Raw genomic sequence first — 19,242 nt, 5'->3', positions numbered from 1 at the left:
AGGGGCAGACCGCACTTGCCTGCTGCCCATGAGTGCGTATACCGTCAGGTTGCAATACGGCAGCATCCGGTGTTGCTGCGCGGTCAGGCTGCGCACCGCCGGTTATTCAAAATTAAAGATCGGGAAGGTTTGCATGAGTGCAACAAGCTTTTGGAGCAAGTGCAATGTGTCGGGCATTACCCATAAGGGCGAAGAATTCCTCAAATTTGTGGGGCCTGGCCTGCTGGTGACAGTGGGTTTTATCGACCCCGGCAACTGGGCCGCCAATCTGGCCGCCGGGGCGGAGTACGGTTATTCCCTGCTGTGGATGGTGAGCCTTTCCACCTTTATGCTCATTGTATTGCAGCACAATGCGGCGCATCTGGGTATTGTGACGGGCAAGTGCATGGCCGAGGCCATAACGGAGTATTTTCCCTGCACCATTGGCCGACTCGTGCTGTTTAGCGCCTTTGGCGCTTCGGTCATGACCAGCATGGCTGAAATCCTCGGCGGGGCCATTGCCCTGCGCATGCTCTTTTCCATTCCCCTGCCCATTGGCGCAACCCTTACGGCCCTTCTGGCTGGCGGGCTTTTGCTGCTCAATACGTATAACAAGGTTGAAAAGTGGATCATCGGCTTTGTGTCGCTGATCGGCATCGCCTTTTTGTACGAACTGTGGCTGGTGCCTTCCGGGTGGGTTCCCAAGGCTGCGGTGGGCTGGGTGATGCCAGCCTTTCCCGAAGGTTCCATGCTGGTGATCATGAGCGTACTTGGCGCGGTGGTCATGCCGCACAATCTTTTTTTGCATTCCGAAATTATTCAGAGCCGTCAGTGGAATCTTGAGGGTGATGCCTTTATCAAAAAAAGGCTCGACTATGAATTTTTTGACACGCTCTTTGCCATGCTGGTGGGTTGGGCCATCAATAGCGCCATGATTATTCTGGCTGCTGCGGTGTTCTGGACAGCGGGGGAGCATGTGACGGAGCTTGAACAGGCCCGCGACCTGCTCAAACCCCTACTGGGCGACAGCGCCTCCGTGATTTTTGCCGTGGCCCTGCTGTTTGCCGGGGTGGCCTCGTCCGTCACATCGGGCATGGCGGGCGGCATCATGACATCTGGCATGGCGGGCGAACCCTACAATACCAAGGACAAGCACAGCGTCATGGGCATTGTTGGCTCGCTGGGCTGCGGCCTTGTGCTCATCTGGCTGACCAGCGACCCCTTCAAGGGCTTGCTGCTCTCGCAGATGGCTCTTTCGGTACAGTTGCCCATCACCATGATTTCGCTGGTGGCGCTGACATCGTCCCCCAAGGTCATGGGCAAATACGCCAACGGCAAGGGCACAAAGCTGCTGCTCTACACGCTCACAGGCATCGTGACAGCGCTGAACATCATGCTGCTCTTCAGCGCGCTGGATTAGCGGTACTTCACAGACTGCCCCAGCATATACCGTACTGCGCGCCAATATTGTATCGAACTGCGGCTGCGGTACAATATTGTTTGGACTCCGGCTGAAGGTGAAAGATAAATTAACTTACATATCGGTATGTTGAGCTGAGCCTTGCATCGGCATGTTCCTTGCTCTACCCAGAGCGGTTCCCAAACTTTTTGCGGAAAGAGGCACCATGAAAAGGCTTGAACATCTCATGCAGTCATTGCAGCAGCAGGAGGACATCCCCATTATGGGCAAAACCGACCTGCTGCTCTATGCCCCCTGCCCGGTAAAGCTTGTGGTCAAGGAGCGAATCGAGGCCATTGCCGCAGCGGCAACCCCGCCCCTGACGGCGCATATCCCCATGGGCTGCACCTCGGTTGATCCTTACGACCCGCTGTATATGGAATCTGACGCAAACAAGCTGCCCGCCGTTATAGCGTCCATTGGCTATGGCGACTTCTGGCGCGGCGAATTTGTGCGGCGTTTCGTCAACACGGGCATTTTTGAAAGCGTGCAGCCCCGCGTGCTGAACCCTCTGTACGCTGATGCCGGACTGATTGACCCCGCCGGGGCCTATACCATCTACGGCGTGACCCCGTACATTTTTCTGGTAGACTACAAAAAGCTGGACGGCCTGCCCGCGCCGAAAAACTGGGCAGACCTCATGAATCCCCGTTATCGCGGGCAGATTGTCATGTGTGGCGATGGCGACGACATGGCTGATGCCGTGCTCCTCAACCAGTACAAGGATTTTGGCGAACCGGGCGTTACCGGTCTTGCCGCCAACATCAAAAGTTTCATGCACTCCTCGCGCATGGCAAAGGTCTGCGGCACCGCCGCGTCCGATGCCGGGGGCATCTTTATCATCCCCCTGTTTTTTGCCGAGAGCACCAAGCTTCCGGAACACGTGGAAATTGTCTGGCCTGAGGACGGCGCAGCCGCAAGCCCCCTCTACCTGCTGGCAAAAAAATCGGAAAAGGCGCGTCTGGCCCCGGTGCTGGACTTCTTTGCCAATGGCTTTGGCGGCATAGACAGCGCCGCATGGTTCATCCCTGTGGACGGTTCGCGCCCCTCGCAGTTGCCCGCAGGGGCAAAACTCAAATGGGTGGGCTGGGATTTTGTGGAAAGCAACGACGTGAACAGCCTGCGCGATATTCTGGCCTTGAAGTTCCGGCGGTTGCAGGCGGGCACGGCATGCGTCTCATAACCGTGGCGGGGCCGCCCGCGTGCGGCAAGACCTCGCTTGTGGTCAGGGCTGGCGCGGCCCTGAAGGCGCGGGGCGCAACCTGCGCCGTCATCAAGTTTGACTGCCTGCAAACCCGCGACGACGAACTCTACGCGGCGGCGGATATTCCCGTTTCCGTCGCGCTTTCCGGCGGGCTCTGCCCCGATCACTTTTTTGCCACCAATCTGGAAGAAGCCTTTGCCTGGGCCGCAGAAACCGGGGCCGACATCTGCATTATCGAAACAGCAGGCCTGTGCAACCGTTGCTCGCCGCATCTGCGCGGGGCTTTGGCCCTGTGCGTCATCGACAACCTCATGGGCATCGACGCGCCGGAAAAAATCGGCCCCATGCTGCGGCTGGCCGATGTGGTGGCCGTGACCAAGGGCGATCTTGTTTCGCAGGCAGAGCGCGAGGTTTACCGCTACCGCATCCGGCAGATGAACCAGCGGGCCGTTATCCGTCACGTGAACGGCCTGACAGGTCAGGGCTGCGCGGAGCTTGCCGCCATCATGGCCATTGCGCCGGACATCGCCTCCGTAACCGACATGCGGCTGCGCTTCGCCATGCCCGCAGCCATCTGCTCCTATTGCCTGAGCGAAATGCGCATCGGCGCGCGTTACCAGAAGGGCAACGTCAAAAAGGCGGAATTTGGAGAAGGCCATGGAGCGTGAAAATATGGAGCTGGCCCTGCGCAGCCTGAGCCTGACCCCTGGGCGCGACAAGGCAGGCCAGCCGGAAAAAACGCAGATTCACTTCCGCCCCGGTGAAATCACGGCCCTGTTGGGGCCAACGGGCGCTGGCAAGAGCCGCTTTTTGAGCGATATTGAGTCGCTGGCCGCAGGCGATACCCCAACTGGCCGCACCGTGCTGCTCAACGGCGCAGAACCCGATGAAGACACGCGCTTTGATCTGCAGGGGCGGCTGGTGGCCCAGCTGACCCAGAACATGAATTTTGTGCTGGATATGGGCGTACTGGATTTTTTGCGCACCCACGCCCTGAGCCGCGAGGTGCCAGACCCCGAAACCGCTGCGGCCAGGGTTTTTGCCGCCGCCAACGAACTGGCTGGCGAATCCTTTGACGGGTGTACGCAGTTGACCCAGCTTTCCGGCGGGCAGTCGCGAGCCCTGATGATTGCGGATACAGCCCTGCTCAGTTGGTCGCCCGTGCTGCTCATTGACGAAATTGAAAACGCCGGAGTGGACAAGCGCAAGGCCCTTGATCTGCTGCTGGCATCGGACAAGATTATTGTCATGGCAACGCACGATCCCGTGCTGGCTTTGGCGGCAGACAGGCGGCTGGTGTTTGAACAGGGGGCCGTGGCCGCTGTGCTGGCGCGCACCCCGGCGGAAGACGCCCTGCTGGCCCGACTGGAAGATATGGAAAGGCACTGGTCTGACGTGCGCGAGGCCCTGCGCAAAGGGGCGGACATGTCGCCCTGGATTATTTAGCGGGCATTCTTTGCGGGGGAAACGCCCCACACTAATAATCATCTGTTTTGCTTGCAGTTTTGGCAGGCTCCGTCTGAAGCAGGGGCAAAGAGCAGAATGTGCAATGTGTAAAAGGCAGAGGCCGTCCCTTGGGACGGCCTCTGCCTTTGCATATCTTGTGCAGCGAACGTTATTTCTTTTCAAACATCTCGATCTGGGCAACCACCATGCGGCTGAACACGGCGGCAATGCTCTCTGCATCCACAGTGGCGGAGCCGGAACCGGCAAAGGCTTCGGCCACCTTTTGCGCATTGCTCACCATGGTGGAAAAAATCTGCGGGGTCACGTTGGCGTTCATGGCGCGCTGATAGGTGGAATCCATATTTTTTCCTTTCAGGCGGGGGGCTCCCGCATTCGGTTGAAACAAAGACAACAGTTTCAGGGGGCAAAAGAACCGTAGTGGCATGCCCTAACAGATGCGGGGCAACTGCGCGCCCTCCAGCATACCCAGCAGGCGGCGGCCCCCTATGAGGGTTTGCAGCGCCACCTGCGCCTTGCCTTCCGTTACCGTGCCGATGCGGGCGGCTTCCTTGCCGTAGGGCGAGCGGCGCATGGCCTCAAGGGCTGCTTCCGCGCTGCTTTCGGGCACAATGCAGATGCATTTGCCTTCGTTGGCAAGGTACAGCGGATCCATGCCGAGGAAGGAACAGCCGTTGCGCACGGCTTCGTGAACGGGAACGCTGGCCTCGTCAAGCAGGATGGACACCTGCGACTGCTCGGCGATTTCGTTGAGCGTGGTGGCAAGCCCGCCGCGAGTGGGGTCGCGCAGCACATGCACCTCGCCCACAGTGTTGATGATGTCTTCAATCATGTGGTTCAGCGGGGCGGAGTCTGAGGCCACGTCCGTAAGGAAGGACAGGCCTTCGCGGCTGCCCATGACCGTAAGGCCGTGGTCGCCCATGGCTCCGCTGACCAGCACCACATCGCCGGGCCGGGCATTATGGCCCGAGGGCGAGGGCGAGGCAAACACCTGCCCGATGCCTGTGGTATTGATGAAAATTTTGTCGCAAGCACCGCGCGGCACAACCTTGGTGTCGCCCGTCACAATGCTCACGCCCGCCTCGCGAGCTGCCGAGCCCATGTCGGCCACGACGCGCTCAAGGGTTTCGAGGGGCAGGCCTTCTTCAAGAATGAAACCGCAGCTCAGGTAGCGGGGCCGTGCCCCCAGCATGGCGACATCGTTGACGGTGCCATGCACAGCCAGACTGCCGATGCTGCCGCCTGCGAAAAACAGGGGCGTCACCGTGTAGGAATCGGTGCTCATGGCCAACGGGCCGGAGATATCGGTCAAAAGCGCTGCATCGTCCATGCGTTCCAGCAGGGGATTGGCAAAATGGCGCATGAAACACTGTGCAATAAGGCGCTGCGAGGCTCTGCCGCCGCTGCCAGCATCAAGAAGAAGGCAATCGTCCATTATCGCTCCGAATATTTAAAGTAGGCCGCGCAACTGCCCTCGGTAGAAACCATACATGGGCCAACGGGATTGGCGGGGGTGCAGCGCTTGCCGAAAAGCGGACAGTCCGGCGGGGTGATGCGCCCCTTGAGCACATCGCCGCAGCGACAGCCGGGCAGGGGGGGGACATCCGGCAAGGTGAGGTCAAGGCGCTTCATGGCGTCCATACTCTCATATTCCGGGCGCAGGGCCAGGCCGCTCTGGGGTATGCGGCCTATGCCGCGCCACAGGGCGTCCGCCGGTTGGAAAAACTGTTCCAGCAGGGCGCGGGCGCGGGGGTTGCCCGTGTCGTCCACGGCGCGGGGGTAGGCATTGACCACATCGGGCTTGCCGTCGCGCATCTGCTCGGCCATGAGGCAGAGGGCCAGCAGAATGTCGGCGGGCTGGAAGCCGCCCACAATGCCGGGAACATGAAAATCGCGCGCCAGAAAGGCGTAGGGCTCCAGCCCAAGAATGGTGGAAACGTGCCCCGGCAGCAAAAAGGCTTCTACGCCGCACTGGCTGTCTTCAAGCAGAATGCGCAGGGCGGGGGGCACAAGCTTGTGCAGGGAGAGCACGCAGAAGTTGTTCAGCCCGCGCTGCTGGGCGGTGAGCAGGGTGGCGGCCACGGTGGGGGCGGTGGTTTCAAAACCAATGCCCAGAAAAACCACTGTATCGCCGGGGTTGGCCGCCGCAAGGGTCAGGGCGTCCAGAGGCGAATAGACAATCTCAACCCGCGCGCCCTGGGCCTGAGCGTGTTTGAGGCTGAGGCCGCCGGGGCCGGGCACGCGCAAAAGGTCCCCAAAGGTGGCTATGATGACGCGGTCACGGCCCGCAAGCTCAAGAAAGGCGGCAACTTCCGCATCATGCGTGACGCATACGGGGCAGCCGGGGCCGGAAAGGTGCGTTACCGATTTGGGCAGGAGCGAGCGCAGGCCGCTCTGGAAGATGGCAACTGTATGGGTGCCGCACACTTCCATGAAGCGCATTGTGCGACCATCAAGGGCGCGGTTAAGGCGATCAAGAAGGCTGTGGCACAGTTGCGGATTCTGAAAGGCGGTTTCCAGTTGCATGGGCATTCCTTTTTTGCGGCCCGCAGGGGATCGGCGGGCAAAACTCTGGCGGCATTCTCCGGGGCAAAGGCTCGGCCATTACTGGCAGTTCCGGCAAGGAGAAAGGCTTTTTACCTGCAACGCATGTGCTGCATCCAGCAGGAATAAAAAGCCTTTCTGCCGAGCCTTGAATGTAAAATGGTTGTGTGTATCAGGTCCATGATATGTTAACAATATGAGAAATTTTGTTCCCTGCCAAGGAAGTAAGCCTTTTTATGGAGAGAGTGTACTGCTTCGGTACTCGACCGGAATAAAAAGGCTTACTGACGCAGGCAGGGGGCAACAGGGCCATATTGTTAATATATCATTAGGCCAGCGGGGCCAAAGTATTGAGGCCCGTTTCTACCGGCAGCCCGCACATGAGGTTTGCGTTGGCCATGGCCTGACCGGATGCGCCCCTGCACAGATTGTCGATGGCGGAAACGATGATGAGCCGCCCTGTACGGGGGTCTACCACAAGACCAAGGTCGCAGAACATGCTGCCGCGCACAAAACGGGTTTCCGGCAGCGCCCCCTTGGGCAGGATGCGAATCCACGGGCTGTGTTCCCACGTGCGGGTAAAGGCCTCGCGCACTTCGTCCAGACTGGTGGCGGGGTTTTTGAGCTTGGTGTAGATGGTGGACAAAATGCCCCTGTTGGTGGGCAAGATGTGCGTGTTGAACGAAACCCGCATGTCGTGGCCCGCCAGCAGGCTGAGTTCCTGCTCGATTTCCGGCGTATGGCGGTGCGTGGGCAGGCCGTAGGCGCGGAAATTGTCGGAAATTTCGCAGAACAGCGTAGGCACGGCCGCCTTGCGGCCAGCGCCCGTGGCTCCGGATTTGGCGTCCACCACGATGTCGTCTGTATGCACGAGATCGTTCTTGATGGCGGCGTACAGGCCCAGAATCACCGAGGTGGGGTAACAGCCGGGGTTGGCGATAAGCTTGGCCCCCGCGATTTCAGCGGCGTACAGTTCGGGCAGGCCGTACACGGCCTTGTGCAGCAGATCAGTGCACACATGCTCGCGTTTGTACCATGTAGCATAGGTTTCTGGATCGCGCAGACGAAAATCCGCCGAGAGGTCAACAACCTTCACTCCGGCGCGCAACAGCATTTCAGCCATATCCATGGCTGTGCCTGCGGGCACGGCAAGAAAGACCACATCGCACTGGCGGGCGGCTTCCTGCGGGTCAAATACGCTGATGACCACATCCGCGCCGGGCATGTGGTTCAGAAAAGGATAGAAATCCCCCAGCCGTTTGCCGGATTCTGCCCGCGAACAGGCCATGGCAAGCCGCATGGAAGGATGGCTCACGAGAAGCCGCGTCAGCTCCATGCCCGCGTAGCCGGTAATGCCCACCAGACCCACATTGATTGTCTTCATGCCGCCGATCCTTTGGAAACTATGGTCAATGGTAGTGACGGGGCCGCGCCGCGCAGACGGCAGATTGCCGCTGTTTGCGCCGCACCGCAGTGCCTCAAGCTTTTTTTGACTGACAGGCGCAGTCCGGGCCGCACTTGATCACGAACTTCATGCGCAGTTCGTAGAGGATGCTTTCCAGCAGCTTTTGCTCCTGTTCTTCCAGCCCGTTTTCGGTCTTGGCGCGCAGCATTTCCAGCACGTCAATGCTGTGCTTTGCCAGCGGCAGGTTTGTTTCCGTGCCGCCGGTTTCGGGATTGGGCACTTCGCCCAGATGCACCAGAGCCGATGACGCCAGCGAAATGATAAAGGTCGAAAACGTCACTTCCGGCATGGGGCCATCGGCCTTACAGCCGCAGTTATTGTCACTCATGGCGACCTCGTGGCACGTAAACGGTTACGGTAACAGCAGTTTGCGCCAAATGCCTGCGCCCAGCATACAAGCTTTTACCACCAGCGCAAGGGCTTGCGGCCTAGCTGTGGATCAGCGGCAGCGGCTCGCCGGGTTTGCCCGCCAGGGCCATGCGGTAGGCGGCCAGCGCTTCTTCAAGATAGTCACGTGAGCCGCAGTGTCCACCCGCTTCAATGATGCCCCGGTTGAGGGCATGCAGCCCGGCCACCAGATCGGCCCAGTCCACCCAGCCCATATGGCCTATGCGCACCATCCGGCCCTTCATGTGATCCTGCCCGCCAGCCATGCACACGCCGTAGTTGTCCATGGCGATGCGCAGCACTTCGGTGCCGTCAACGCCCGCAGGCAGCATGACGCTGGTGATGCCCCAGGCAAAGTGGGTTTTGGCGTAAAGCTCAAGGCCCATGGCGGCAACGCCCGCGCGTGCCAGCATGGTCAGCGCCCACTGCTTGGCGTAAATGGCTTCAAGCCCGTTTTCCAGCAGCATTTCAAGGCTTTCGTCCAGGCCGACCACAAGGTTCACCGCAGAGGTGAACAGGGTCTGCCCCTGAGCGATTTTGGCCCTTTCCTTGGGCAGGTTGAAATAGAAGCAGCCGGGCGTGACGCTTTCGGCCCTTTTCCATGCGCGGGGCGAGAGCGCCAGCAGCGCAAGGCCGGGGGGCAGCATGAGGCCTTTTTGCGAGCCGGTGACAAGACAGTCGATACCCCACTGGTCCATGGGGCAGGGCGCGAGGCTCACGGCAGAGATGCCGTCCACCAGCAGCAGGGTGTCGGTATCGCGGGTGATGCGGGCCACTTCTTCCACAGGATGCAGGACGCCGGTGGAGGTTTCGGAGTGCTGGATGAGCACCGCCGCGATGCCCGGGTCGGCCTTGAGGGCCGCCGCTACCGCCTGCGGGTCAACGGCTTCGCCCCACGGCACTTCAATGGTGGTGACTTCAAGCCCGCGCGAAACAGCGATCTCGCGCCAGCGCTGACCAAACTTGCCGCCCTCAACCACCAGCACGCGCTGACCGGGGGTAAACAGACTGTACACCGCCGCCGTCATGGCGCCCGTGCCGGAACAGGATAGGGGCAGAACCACATCGTCCGTGCCGAACAGCACGCGCAGGCGCTCCTGAACCCGGCCCATCACGGCCTTGAATTCGCTTTTGCGGTGGTGGATCATGTCTTTGGCAAGCACAAGACGCACGCGCTCCGGCAGAGGCGTGGGGCCAGGGGTGAGCAGGCGGACTTTGTTCAGCATGTCAAATCCTTCTAGTTAAGCGCCCACTTGGGCGATAAAGCACTTCAGATAGGCCGTTTCGGGCATGGCGGCGTGGATGGGATGATCCGGCCCCTGGCCTCCGGCAAAAAGAATACGGGCATGCAGTTTGCGCTTGGCGGCGGCCTGCGTCAAGCAAGCGCGCAAAGACTGCGTTTCAAGATGGTGTGAACAGGAGGAGGTGGCAAGTATGCCCCCCGGCGTCAGCAGTTGCACCGCCAGATCATTGGCCTGTTTATAGGCCGCAAGCCCGAGGGCAGCGTCCTTGCGGCGCTTGATGAAGGCCGGTGGATCAAGGCTGATGGCCTGAAAACGGCGGCCCTCGTCGCGCATCTGGCGCAGCAGGTCAAAGGCGTCGCCGCACAGGGTGTGGGCTTCGCAGCCGGGGGCGTTGGCCCTGGCGTTTTCTTCCGCAAAGGCGAGCGCCTGGGCCGAGGCGTCCACAAAGGTGACGGAGCGCGCGCCCGCAGCCGCTGCGGTAACGCCGAACCCGCCAACATAGCTGAAAATATCCAGCACATCGGCATCCTTGGCATAGCGTGCCAGTTCCGCCCTGTTGGGGCGCTGGTCGTAAAACCAGCCCGTTTTCTGGCCTGTGGCGCAGGGTGCGAAAAAGCGGCAGCCGTTTTCCGGCACTTCCAGCCTTTCAGGCAACTGGCCTTCGCTCTGCTGCTCGCGGGAGAGGTTCTCAAGCCCGCGCGCGGCTAGGTCGTTGGCCCAGAGAATGGATGTGTGATGCAGCAGCGTGTGCAGGGCGGCTGTGAGCGCTTCGCGCCTTTGCTCCATGCCCGCAGTGGTAACCTGCACGGTCAGGTGGTCGCCGTAGCGGTCAATGACCAGACCGGGCAAAAAATCGCCCTCGCCGTGGCAAAGTCTGTACCAGGGGCCGGGGTAGAGGCGCTGGCGCAGGGCCAGTGCCGATTCCAGCCTTTGGGCCAGCAGGGCCTCGTCCAGCTCCACATCGGGCTTGCGGCTGTGCAGGCGGGCGCAGATAAGCGAAGCAGGATTGACGCACACGCTGCCAAGGGGCGCGCCGCGCCAGTCGCAGAGGGTTGCGGACTCACCGGGGGCAAAGTCGGTGAGCGGGCTTTGTTTTACGTCCACCTCATTGGCGAATACCCAGAGGTGCCCGGCGCGCAGACGCCGATCTTCATTTTTTTTGAGACAGAGTTTGCGCATATGCTACTTTCCCGCTGCTTCGGCGGGGGCGGATGTTTTGGCGGTTTGCGCCGCAAGGGCGTTGATCTGTTCTTCCAGCGTCTTCTGACCGGCAACGGCGGAGCAGGTAAACAGCGCGCCGGGGTCGTTCAGTGCGGCCAGTATTTGCAGAATGCCTATGCGCTGGCCTTTGGCGCTGGCGGCTTCAAGCTGCCCCGGGCGCTGCACAAAGGTCAGCAGGGCCTGACGGATGGCGTTGTTCTGCGGGGTGGGGGCGAGATCCAGCCCCTTGTCCAGGGTCTGGTGCAGGGCCGTGGCTGCTGCACGTCCGTCGTGGGAAAGATTGAGGCCAACCCAGGCCAGCACTCCGTGATCCTTCACAGCGAGGTGCAGATCGCTGAAGCTTTGCATCAGCAGGGCTTGCTCGCTGGTACTGATGATTCCGGCATCGTACAGGGTGAATGAGCAGTTCACGTCCGCGAGGCCTTCGGCCTTGATGGACATTGTTTTTTTGTGCGAGGCCGTGCTCAGGCCAAGGCTTTCAAAGGTCATGTTGGCCTTGAGCGCGGGCATGGCAAGGCCGGACGCATCCTCAAGCAGGCTTTTGGAGGCCGCAAGGTCGCGGATAAAGCTGGTTGTGTGGCGCGGCGAGTTGGAAAGCCAGTCAAAACCCACGCTGCCAACAGTCACGCTGCCGTTTTCCACGGCAAAGGTCATGCCCGAGGCGCGCACCTGCCGCACAAGGGGCGGGTCGGCAGCCAGAATTTCTTCCACAATCGGGCCAAGGGCCTTAACGGCTGCGTCCATGTCGTTTTCACTCATGGCGGCTGCGTCCATAAGGCGGTGCAGCAGGCCCAGCTCCGGCAGGGTGAGGCCGTTGGCTTCAAAGCTCGCCATGCGCATGCTCTCGTGTCCATCGAGGCGGCTCTGCATGTCTTCAATGCGCATATGCTCAACGGAAGCGCCGTCCCATCCCTTGATCAGCGATTCCTTAATGGTCAGTTGGGCCAGACCTTCCTTGCCGGGAATGCTGACGCTCAGAAAAAAGCTGTGCGCCTTGTCTGCGCTCATGAGATACGTGGCGGCCAGCGCGTCGATGGGGGCACCGTCAAGAAAACGGGCCACCAGCTCGCTCTGACTGCGCAGTTCGTCAATTTCTTCGCGCTGCACCGAGCCGCGGGCCTCGGGCGTACGCAGGGCCAGGTTGCGCACCACGATGTTTTCGGCCACGGGCATCATGCCCACATCCTTCAGCACCATGGACCGCAAGGGTGTGTAGGCCAGCAGCATGCGCAGGGGAATGCGGAGGGAAACCTCCGCTACTTCATACGCAAGGGGCCCCTGAGGCGTTTCACCGCGCAGGCGCAGGCCGTACAGGGTCAGGGTGCGCGACAGGGGAGAAAATTCCACCCTGTCCACCGCGGCCTGCGTGGATATGCCGTCGCCGGAGATGCCGATGTTCTGGATGCCCCTCTGTACCTGTCCCTCCACCAGAGGGCTCAGGCCGAAAAACAGACCCAGAAAACCCGCCGCGATCAGAATCACCACGGCGGCAGGCAAATATGCTTTTTTCATTCAGGTTTCTCCAGCTTCAAAACTTCAGTGGCCAAATCGCAGTTGCGGGCATGCGCCGCGCAACGCAGACATTCAGCCGATTTTGCTAAAATGTGTTCAGGCAAGGGCCGTGGCCGACATGCACTTTAATCCACCCGATGGTGGCAGCCAATACTTACCTTGTTGCGCAACGCGGCCTGCGTGATGATGTACGAGGTCTGCGAGCCGTGGAAAAGATCCACCAGCCGCCGCGATATGCGTGTGCGCTTGTAAAAGTCGTGGATATGCCGCACAAGGTCGCGCATATCTTCAAAGGCGCGGCGCAGGCGCGCCTCTGTGCGGGCAATGCCCACATAGTTCCACATGGTATTGCGGATGTTTGTCCAGTCCTGGGCCACAAGGGCCGGGTCGTCCCTGCGTTCGTCGCCTTCGTGCCGCCAGTCGGGGATGGCTGCGGCCAGAGCCTTGGGCAGGCCGCTTTCGGCCACCACTCGGTGGGCCAGATCCTTGCCGCTGCTTACGCCCCATACCAATGCCTCAAGCAGGGAGGTGCTGGCAAGACGGTTGGCCCCGTGCAGGCCGGTGCAGGCGCATTCGCCGATGGCGTAGAGTCCGTGCAGCGAGGTGCGGCCATGCACGTCGGTGAGCACGCCGCCGCAGAAGTAGTGGGCCGCGGGCACCACGGGAATGGGTTCCTTGAGGATGTCGATGCCGGCCTCGCGGCACTTTTCGTATACGGTAGGAAAGCGCGTGGGCACGTCCTGCTCCACGCCGCTCACGTCCAGATAGAGGCAGGGCGCGCCGGTGTGCAGCATCTCGTCCATCATGGCCTGGGCCACCACGTCACGCGGGGCCAGATCGCCCCTGGGGTCGTGGTCAAGCATGAAGGCGCGGCCCTTGCTGTCAAGCAGGCGCGCGCCCTCGCCGCGCATGGCCTCGGTAATGAGCGAGCGGCGGTTGCTGCGTTCTTCGTACAGCGCGGTTGGGTGGAACTGCATGAACTCGAGGTTGGCAAGGTCAACACCAGCGCGAAAGGCCATGGACATACCCGTGCCCACGCAGCCGGGCGAGTTGGTGGAGTGCAGAAAGACCTGCCCCACGCCGCCGGTGGCAAGCACTGTCCAGTCCGCGAGGATGGTTTCCGTCTCGCCGGTTTCTTCATTGAGCACGTACGCGCCAAGGCAGCGGTTGCGCACCTCGTAGCGGTACTGCGAGGCCTTGGCGTGGTGGTGGCTGGTCAGAAGGTCGATGGCGGCGCGGCGGTGCAGCCGCGTGATGCGCGGATGCGCCAACACCTGGGCGGTGAGGCCCTCCATGATGGCCCGGCCCGAAAAGTCGGCGCAGTGCAGAATACGCTGGGTGGAATGCCCACCCTCGCGCGTGAGGTTGAACGTGCCGTCCTCGTTGCGGTCAAAGGGCACCTGGGCGCGCTTGATGAGCACCTCGTCCACGCACTGCGGGCCTTGCGCGCACAGAAAACTGACGGCCTTGTTGTAATTATAATTGTGCCCTGCAACCAGAATGTCCTTTTCCAGCGCTGGTGCGTCCGAGGGATGTTCTGGCGTGGGATTTGCCTGATAGATGATGCCGCCCTGGGCAAGCTCGGAGTTGCCGTCAGCCAGCCTGTCTCCGGCGTTGAGCAGGAGAACGTCGCAGCCGGAGTCGGCAAGGGTAAGTGCAGCGGTGCATCCGGCAACGCCCGAGCCGATGATCAGCACGGGCACATGGCGGCGAATAGAGTTCACGGCGCAAACCTCAGTTACCGCAGGCTTCAAGCATGCGGGTTAGGGAGAGACGGGCGGGGGGGCAGAGGTTCTCCTCAATGTGCAGAGGCGAGGCTGCTCCGGCGGCTACGCTTTGCAGCGTGGCCAGAAGCTTCTTTTCCGTAACCTTGGCCATGTTGCCGCAAATGGCATGCCCCAGCGGCAGGATGCGGCACTGGCCCGCATGGCGTTCGGCCAGGCGGTAGACAAGGTTGTTTTCCGTGCCGACAATCAGGGTCGTGCCCGGTTCTTCGGCGGCTACGCGGGCCGCCTCCTTGATAAGATATGACGTGGAACCAGCGCCGTCGCAGGCTTCGATGACTTCCTGCCTGCATTCGGGGTGGGCGATGACGCGGCAGCCGGGGTATTCGGCGCGGATGGCCTCCACATCATCGGGTTCAAAACGCGCGTGGATGGCGCAACAGCCTGGCCAGAGCAACAGCTTGCGGTCAAGGGGCTGGGTTTCTGGCTGTACCAGCCCCGCAGCGCCCACGCGCAGCACATGGCGCTCATCCTGGCTGATGCCCAAGGTTTCGGCGGTATTGTTGCCCAGATGTCTGTCGGGCAGAAAGAGCACGCCGTCGCCCTGATCCAGCGCCCAACGCAGCATGATCCTGGCATTGGCCGATGTGCAGACCGCGCCGCCAAATTCGCCCACCACGGCCTTGAGGGCCAGATCGGTGTTGACGTAAGCCAGCGGAATGATCTTGCGGCCTGTGGCTGCGAGCTGCTCCAGCACCTTGCGGGCCAGGGGGGCCGGGGTCATGCGCGACATGAGGCAGTCTGCGTCCAGGCTGGGCAGATGCACGCTCTGGCCGGGTTTTGCCAGCAGGGCGGCGGATTCCCCCATAAAATAGACGCCGCAAAAAACAATGTGGGCCGCGTCAATGCCGGGAACGCGGCGGGCAAGCTCCAGCGAATCTCCGGTGATGTCGCAGTGGCGCACCACGTTATCATTCTGGTAGTGGTGCCCCATTATACACAGATTCGCGCCAAGCTGTTTTTTCAGGGATGCGATTGCAGCGCTTGTGTCTTGCATTTCAGGTTCCTCAGCAGACAGTATGAAAAAAGAAGTGGCAAATGCGGAAATTTGTTCCGGTGATGTCACTGTGTTGTCGCAATGTCGCCGTATGGTTGCCGCCGTGGGTCAGCGTGTTGTTTCCACGGCTGGCGGTTTGCGGTGTGCGGAAGTATGGCAGCAGAACGCGGGCATGGCTGTTGCTGCAGCTACACTGCCAGCAGGGTCATGCTGAAATCTGCCGACACTGCGGAATGGGTCAGACGCCCCACAGAAATAAAATCGGGCCTGCGCGGCTCGGTGAGCGCAAGGGCGCGGATGGTATCCAGCCGCACGCCGCCGCTCACTTCCGTTTCGATGGAGCGCGGCACAAGGGCGAGAGCCTCGGAAAGGCGCTGGCCGTCCATGTTGTCCATCATGATGCGGTCAGCCTTGGCGGCGACGGCTTCACGCACATGGTCAAGGGTGCGGCACTCCACCTCGATGGGCGGGCAGGGCGCGTAATGCGCGCGCAACCTGGCAACCGCCGCCGTGATGGAGCCCGCGGCGTCGATGTGGTTGTCTTTGAGCATGAGCATTTCGGTCAGGTTTTTGCGGTGGTTGTGCCCACCGCCAGCCTGAACCGCGTATTTCTCGACCCAGCGCAGACCGGGAGTGGTTTTGCGGGTATCGAGCAGCCGCACTCCTGTGCCTTCCAGTTCTCGCACATAGCGGGCGGTGAGGTTGGCAATGCCCGAAAGATGGGTGATGAAGTTCAGAATGACGCGTTCGGCCTTGAGCATGGCCGTGGCAGGGGCCGTGATGTGCGCAACCTCTGTCATGGAGGGCACGGAGGTGGCTTCCCTGACCAGCGCGCGCCACGTAAAAGGCGCGCCGAGGCTTTTGAAAACAGCGCCAATAACAGGCAGGCCCACAACCAGGGTATCTTCCTTGGCGCGGATGACAGCGTTCATGGAGGATTCTGGGGCAAAAAGCCCCAGAGCGGTCATTTCAGGGCCGTCTTCCTCAAGAGCGAGATCGATGGATTTTTGGAGTAGCCGCTGACCTTCGGGAGAGAAAAATGCGGCCCAGGGCGTGAACATTGCGCTTGTCCCCATTTCTTGCACGTGCTAAGTGGAAACTCGCCCGTCAGGGCGCGCGTTGCACACGCTGCAAGACTGTAAATATGGCCCGATTGCGGCGGTTGCCCAATACGGGTGTGCTGTAATAGATAGAATGCCCCGTGTTTCGCGTCAAGCTGCCGGGACTTCATGAGTTTTTTCACAAGCATGACGTGCTGGTGACAATCACGCGTTTTTTGCTTAACAGTCGGCAGTGTTTTGCGGCTGGCTGCCGGGGATGGCAAAAATTTGCCCCGGATTACCGTGCCGCCACTGTGTGCGGGTTTTGGGGCTGCCACTGGCTGTTGGCCGTGGCGGGGCTTTGCCGCTCCTTGTTGCAGGGTTGCGCCTTGGGCGCGACCATTCCACTTTGGCTACAGACTGGATTAAAGGCGCGCCATGGCAGATCAGCACAACGACAAATTCCGTACCGATCCTGCGGAACAGCCCGGCAGCGCGCAGCCCACTGTAGTACCTCCCCACCCTTCGTCTGAACAAGACGCCCTGCGCCCGGACGCGGCCTCTCTGCTGACTGCGGAGCGGCCAGACGTCCATGATGAAGATTTTGCCGCAGAATACGCCGATGCCGAGTTCGTGCATCCGGCTGACATGGCCGATCATCTTGAGAATCTGAGTCTCGAAAAGCAGGTCAGCACCCTGAGCCGCATGTCCAAGGAAGACGCCGCCGAGGCGTTGGCCGAACTGGACGAGAACATGGCCGTGGACGTGCTGGAAAATCTGGACGATGACGTAGCCGCCCAGATTATCGCCGAGATGTCGCCCGACGACGCCGCCGACGTGCTGGACGAACTGGACGAGGATCACCGCGACGCCCTGCTGGAAAAGCTCGACCGCGAAGATTCGGAAGAATTGCGCAACCTGCTCAATTTTGATCCGGATTCTGCGGGCGGTGTCATGAACACCGAGCTTATTCTGCTGGAAAAGAATTTCACGGCAGACGAAGCTATCGCCCATATCCGCAGTGAAATGGAAGACAAGGAAAGCCCCTACTACGCCTATGTGGTGGACGAACATCAGGTGCTTGTGGGCGTGCTTTCTTTGCGCGACCTCATGCTGGCGCGGCCCGGCACCATCGTGGGCGACGCGGTTTCGGGCCAGAGCGTTGTCAGCGTCACCTACGATACGGACGAGCGCGAAGTGGCAAGCCTGCTTTCGCACTACAATTTTATGGCCATGCCCGTTGTGGACAACGAGGGGCATATCCTCGGCGTAGTTACCTATGACGACATCATGGACATCATGCACGAAGAAGCCAGCGCCGACATGCTGGGCATGGTGGGCGCCGACCCGGAAGAAAGCGTGGATACCCCCTGGCTTGAGAGTGTGCGCAAGCGCCTGCCCTGGCTGTTTGTGAACATGATAAATTCCGCCCTGTCGGCCTCCGTGGTCTACATGTTTGAGGGTTCCATCGCCCAGATGGCCGTGCTGGCCGTGCTCATGCCCATGGTGGCCAATCAGGCGGGCAATACGGGGCAGCAGGCTCTGGCGGTGATGATCCGCCAGTTGGCCACAGACCGTTTTGACCAGAAAAAAGCCTGGATGGCCGTGGTGCGCGAGGGCAAGATCGGCATTGTCACCGGAATGGCTATGGCTGTGGTGGCTTTTTTCGCGGCATGGTGGTTCACAGGCCTGCCCATGGTGGGCGGCGTCATGGGCGGAGCGCTCATGTGCGACATGCTTTTGGGCGCTGTGGCTGGCGGCTCCATTCCGCTTATTTTTCGGGCGCTGGGGCGCGACCCCGCGCAGGCTTCAAGTATTTTTCTCACCACCATCACCGATGGCGCAGGCTTTTTTATCTTTTTGGGCCTGGCCTCTCTGTTCATTTTATAAAAAATTTGTCACCCTTGGTCTGTTTGAGGGATCATGCCCCTGCAACGGCGCGGCTGGTGCCGGGCAACCTTGCGTTGTCCCATGTGCCGCATCATGACTGCTGCGGCTGACAAGCCGCGCGCTCTGGGCATGGAGGACTTTCGGCTTTGCCCCCATTGCCGGAATCAACGCCAACAGCCGCCACAGGGGAAGCGGGCCGAAACATCAGCTGCGAGAGCCGCAAAGCCGTGCCAATGGGTGATATTCCGGGCGAGGTCTGCCGTATTTTGCTGGTGGACGATCACAAGCTGCTTATGGAGGGCGTGCGCAGTCTGCTCGCGCCTTACGGGCATCTGCGCGTTGTGGGCATGGCCCAGAACGGGGGCGAAGCTGTGGCGTTGGCGGCATCCTTGCAACCGCACTTGCTGGTGCTTGACCTTGGCATGCCCGGCATGAACGGTCTTGAAACAGGGCGCGCCGTGCTTGAGGTGCGGCCCCAGACGCGTATTTTGGTCTATACCGGGCATGAAGATCAGCGCTGGCTGCCGGAGTTGATTGATCTGGGCATCATGGGGCATGTGCGCAAGTCTGAATCGCCTGGTGTGCTGCTGCGCGCCATTGAAAGTGTGCGTGCGGGCGAGATTTATCTGAGTTTTCCCGATCCGGGCGGGCGTGTGGCGGCCATGCTGCGTCAGCGGCGCGAGGCTGCCGATACGGCGAATGCCGATGCAGGGGCTGATCTGGGGGCGCTTTCGCCCCGCGAGAAAGAGATTTTTCGTTTGCTGGCTGACGGCATGAGCGTCAAGAGCATCGCTGCAGAACTGTATATCAGCCCCAAGACTGTGGAAACCCACAAGTACAATCTGCTTACCAAGTTGCAGGCCGGGTCTGTGGGGGATCTGGTGAAGATTGCCATCCGGCACGGTCTTGTGAAGGTGTAGGAAAAGGCAAAAGCAGGGGGAGAGTTTTTGCGGGATGGGTGAGCCTGTCAGGCTGATTTACGCAAACCCGTCTTTTCCGCCCTGAATGCGTCAGCGCCGGGATTTTGATGCTCACGTACTTGAGTACGCTGC

Annotated in this window: 17 protein-coding genes; 6 read left to right on the top strand and 11 right to left on the bottom strand. The window is 60.8% G+C overall.

Annotated features, from left to right (window positions below; all coding sequences use genetic code 11):
* The first annotated feature begins 133 nt into the window (after positions 1-133).
* The 4 genes from NE637_RS11695 (at position 134) to NE637_RS11680 (ending at position 4,088) form a co-directional block, all read left to right on the top strand.
* Complete coding sequence (locus NE637_RS11695; RefSeq protein WP_192113346.1) at positions 134-1,399, top strand: Nramp family divalent metal transporter; 1,266 nt, start codon at positions 134-136, stop codon at positions 1,397-1,399.
* A 205-nt stretch (positions 1,400-1,604) separates the two neighbouring features.
* Entirely contained in the window at positions 1,605-2,621 is a 1,017-nt protein-coding gene (locus tag NE637_RS11690; protein WP_227118809.1) for an ABC transporter substrate-binding protein, read from the top strand.
* Complete coding sequence (locus NE637_RS11685; protein WP_022659565.1) at positions 2,609-3,310, top strand: GTP-binding protein; 702 nt, start codon at positions 2,609-2,611, stop codon at positions 3,308-3,310. Before NE637_RS11690 ends, NE637_RS11685 begins: the two co-directional genes overlap by 13 nt.
* Positions 3,300-4,088 (top strand): ATP-binding cassette domain-containing protein, encoded by a 789-nt coding sequence (locus tag NE637_RS11680; RefSeq protein WP_192113349.1) that lies wholly within the window; start codon positions 3,300-3,302, stop codon positions 4,086-4,088. The genes NE637_RS11685 and NE637_RS11680 overlap by 11 nt, the downstream gene beginning before the upstream one ends.
* Before the next feature lie 169 nt (positions 4,089-4,257).
* On the opposite strand, the gene NE637_RS11675 is transcribed toward NE637_RS11680, so the two are convergent.
* From NE637_RS11675 to nadC, 11 genes are all read right to left on the bottom strand, one after another.
* Complete coding sequence (locus tag NE637_RS11675; protein ID WP_192113350.1) at positions 4,258-4,449, bottom strand: hypothetical protein; 192 nt, start codon at positions 4,447-4,449, stop codon at positions 4,258-4,260.
* An 87-nt stretch (positions 4,450-4,536) separates the two neighbouring features.
* A complete protein-coding gene (hypE, locus tag NE637_RS11670; protein WP_227118808.1) occupies positions 4,537-5,541 on the bottom strand; it encodes a hydrogenase expression/formation protein HypE in 1,005 nt (334 codons plus the stop codon).
* Entirely contained in the window at positions 5,541-6,632 is a 1,092-nt protein-coding gene (gene hypD / locus NE637_RS11665) for a hydrogenase formation protein HypD (RefSeq protein WP_192113352.1), read from the bottom strand. The genes hypE and hypD overlap by 1 nt, the downstream gene beginning before the upstream one ends.
* A gap of 346 nt (positions 6,633-6,978) precedes the next feature.
* Complete coding sequence (argC, locus tag NE637_RS11660) at positions 6,979-8,034, bottom strand: N-acetyl-gamma-glutamyl-phosphate reductase (RefSeq protein WP_192113353.1); 1,056 nt, start codon at positions 8,032-8,034, stop codon at positions 6,979-6,981.
* Between the two features lie 94 nt (positions 8,035-8,128).
* Positions 8,129-8,443, bottom strand: coding sequence for a DUF1844 domain-containing protein (locus tag NE637_RS11655; RefSeq protein WP_192113354.1), 315 nt, complete (start codon positions 8,441-8,443; stop codon positions 8,129-8,131).
* A 100-nt stretch (positions 8,444-8,543) separates the two neighbouring features.
* Positions 8,544-9,728: a pyridoxal-phosphate-dependent aminotransferase family protein gene (locus tag NE637_RS11650; protein WP_215648062.1), complete on the bottom strand. Its 1,185-nt coding sequence runs from the start codon at positions 9,726-9,728 to the stop codon at positions 8,544-8,546.
* A 15-nt stretch (positions 9,729-9,743) separates the two neighbouring features.
* Positions 9,744-10,925, bottom strand: a complete 1,182-nt coding sequence (locus NE637_RS11645) for a class I SAM-dependent rRNA methyltransferase (RefSeq protein WP_227118807.1) — start codon at positions 10,923-10,925, stop codon at positions 9,744-9,746.
* 3 nt (positions 10,926-10,928) lie between these two features.
* Complete coding sequence (locus NE637_RS11640; RefSeq protein ID WP_227118806.1) at positions 10,929-12,479, bottom strand: hypothetical protein; 1,551 nt, start codon at positions 12,477-12,479, stop codon at positions 10,929-10,931.
* Positions 12,480-12,604: 125 nt separating this feature from the next.
* A complete protein-coding gene (gene nadB / locus NE637_RS11635) occupies positions 12,605-14,203 on the bottom strand; it encodes an L-aspartate oxidase (protein WP_192113358.1) in 1,599 nt (532 codons plus the stop codon).
* A 10-nt stretch (positions 14,204-14,213) separates the two neighbouring features.
* Entirely contained in the window at positions 14,214-15,260 is a 1,047-nt protein-coding gene (locus NE637_RS11630) for a quinolinate synthase (RefSeq protein ID WP_227118804.1), read from the bottom strand.
* Between the two features lie 188 nt (positions 15,261-15,448).
* Positions 15,449-16,321 carry a carboxylating nicotinate-nucleotide diphosphorylase gene (gene nadC / locus NE637_RS11625; protein WP_227118803.1) on the bottom strand — a complete coding sequence of 291 codons (873 nt, stop codon included), beginning with the start codon at positions 16,319-16,321 and terminating at the stop codon, positions 15,449-15,451.
* Between the two features lie 417 nt (positions 16,322-16,738).
* Between nadC and mgtE the strand changes: the two genes are divergently transcribed.
* A complete protein-coding gene (gene mgtE, locus NE637_RS11620; RefSeq protein WP_227118802.1) occupies positions 16,739-18,190 on the top strand; it encodes a magnesium transporter in 1,452 nt (483 codons plus the stop codon).
* Between the two features lie 233 nt (positions 18,191-18,423).
* Complete coding sequence (locus tag NE637_RS11615; protein ID WP_192113361.1) at positions 18,424-19,110, top strand: response regulator; 687 nt, start codon at positions 18,424-18,426, stop codon at positions 19,108-19,110.
* Positions 19,111-19,242: the final 132 nt, after the last annotated feature.

Origin of the sequence: Desulfovibrio desulfuricans, from assembly GCF_024460775.1 — a bacterium.
Taxonomy (GTDB): domain Bacteria; phylum Desulfobacterota; class Desulfovibrionia; order Desulfovibrionales; family Desulfovibrionaceae; genus Desulfovibrio; species Desulfovibrio desulfuricans_E.
This window is presented reverse-complemented; position numbering and strand designations above follow the sequence as displayed.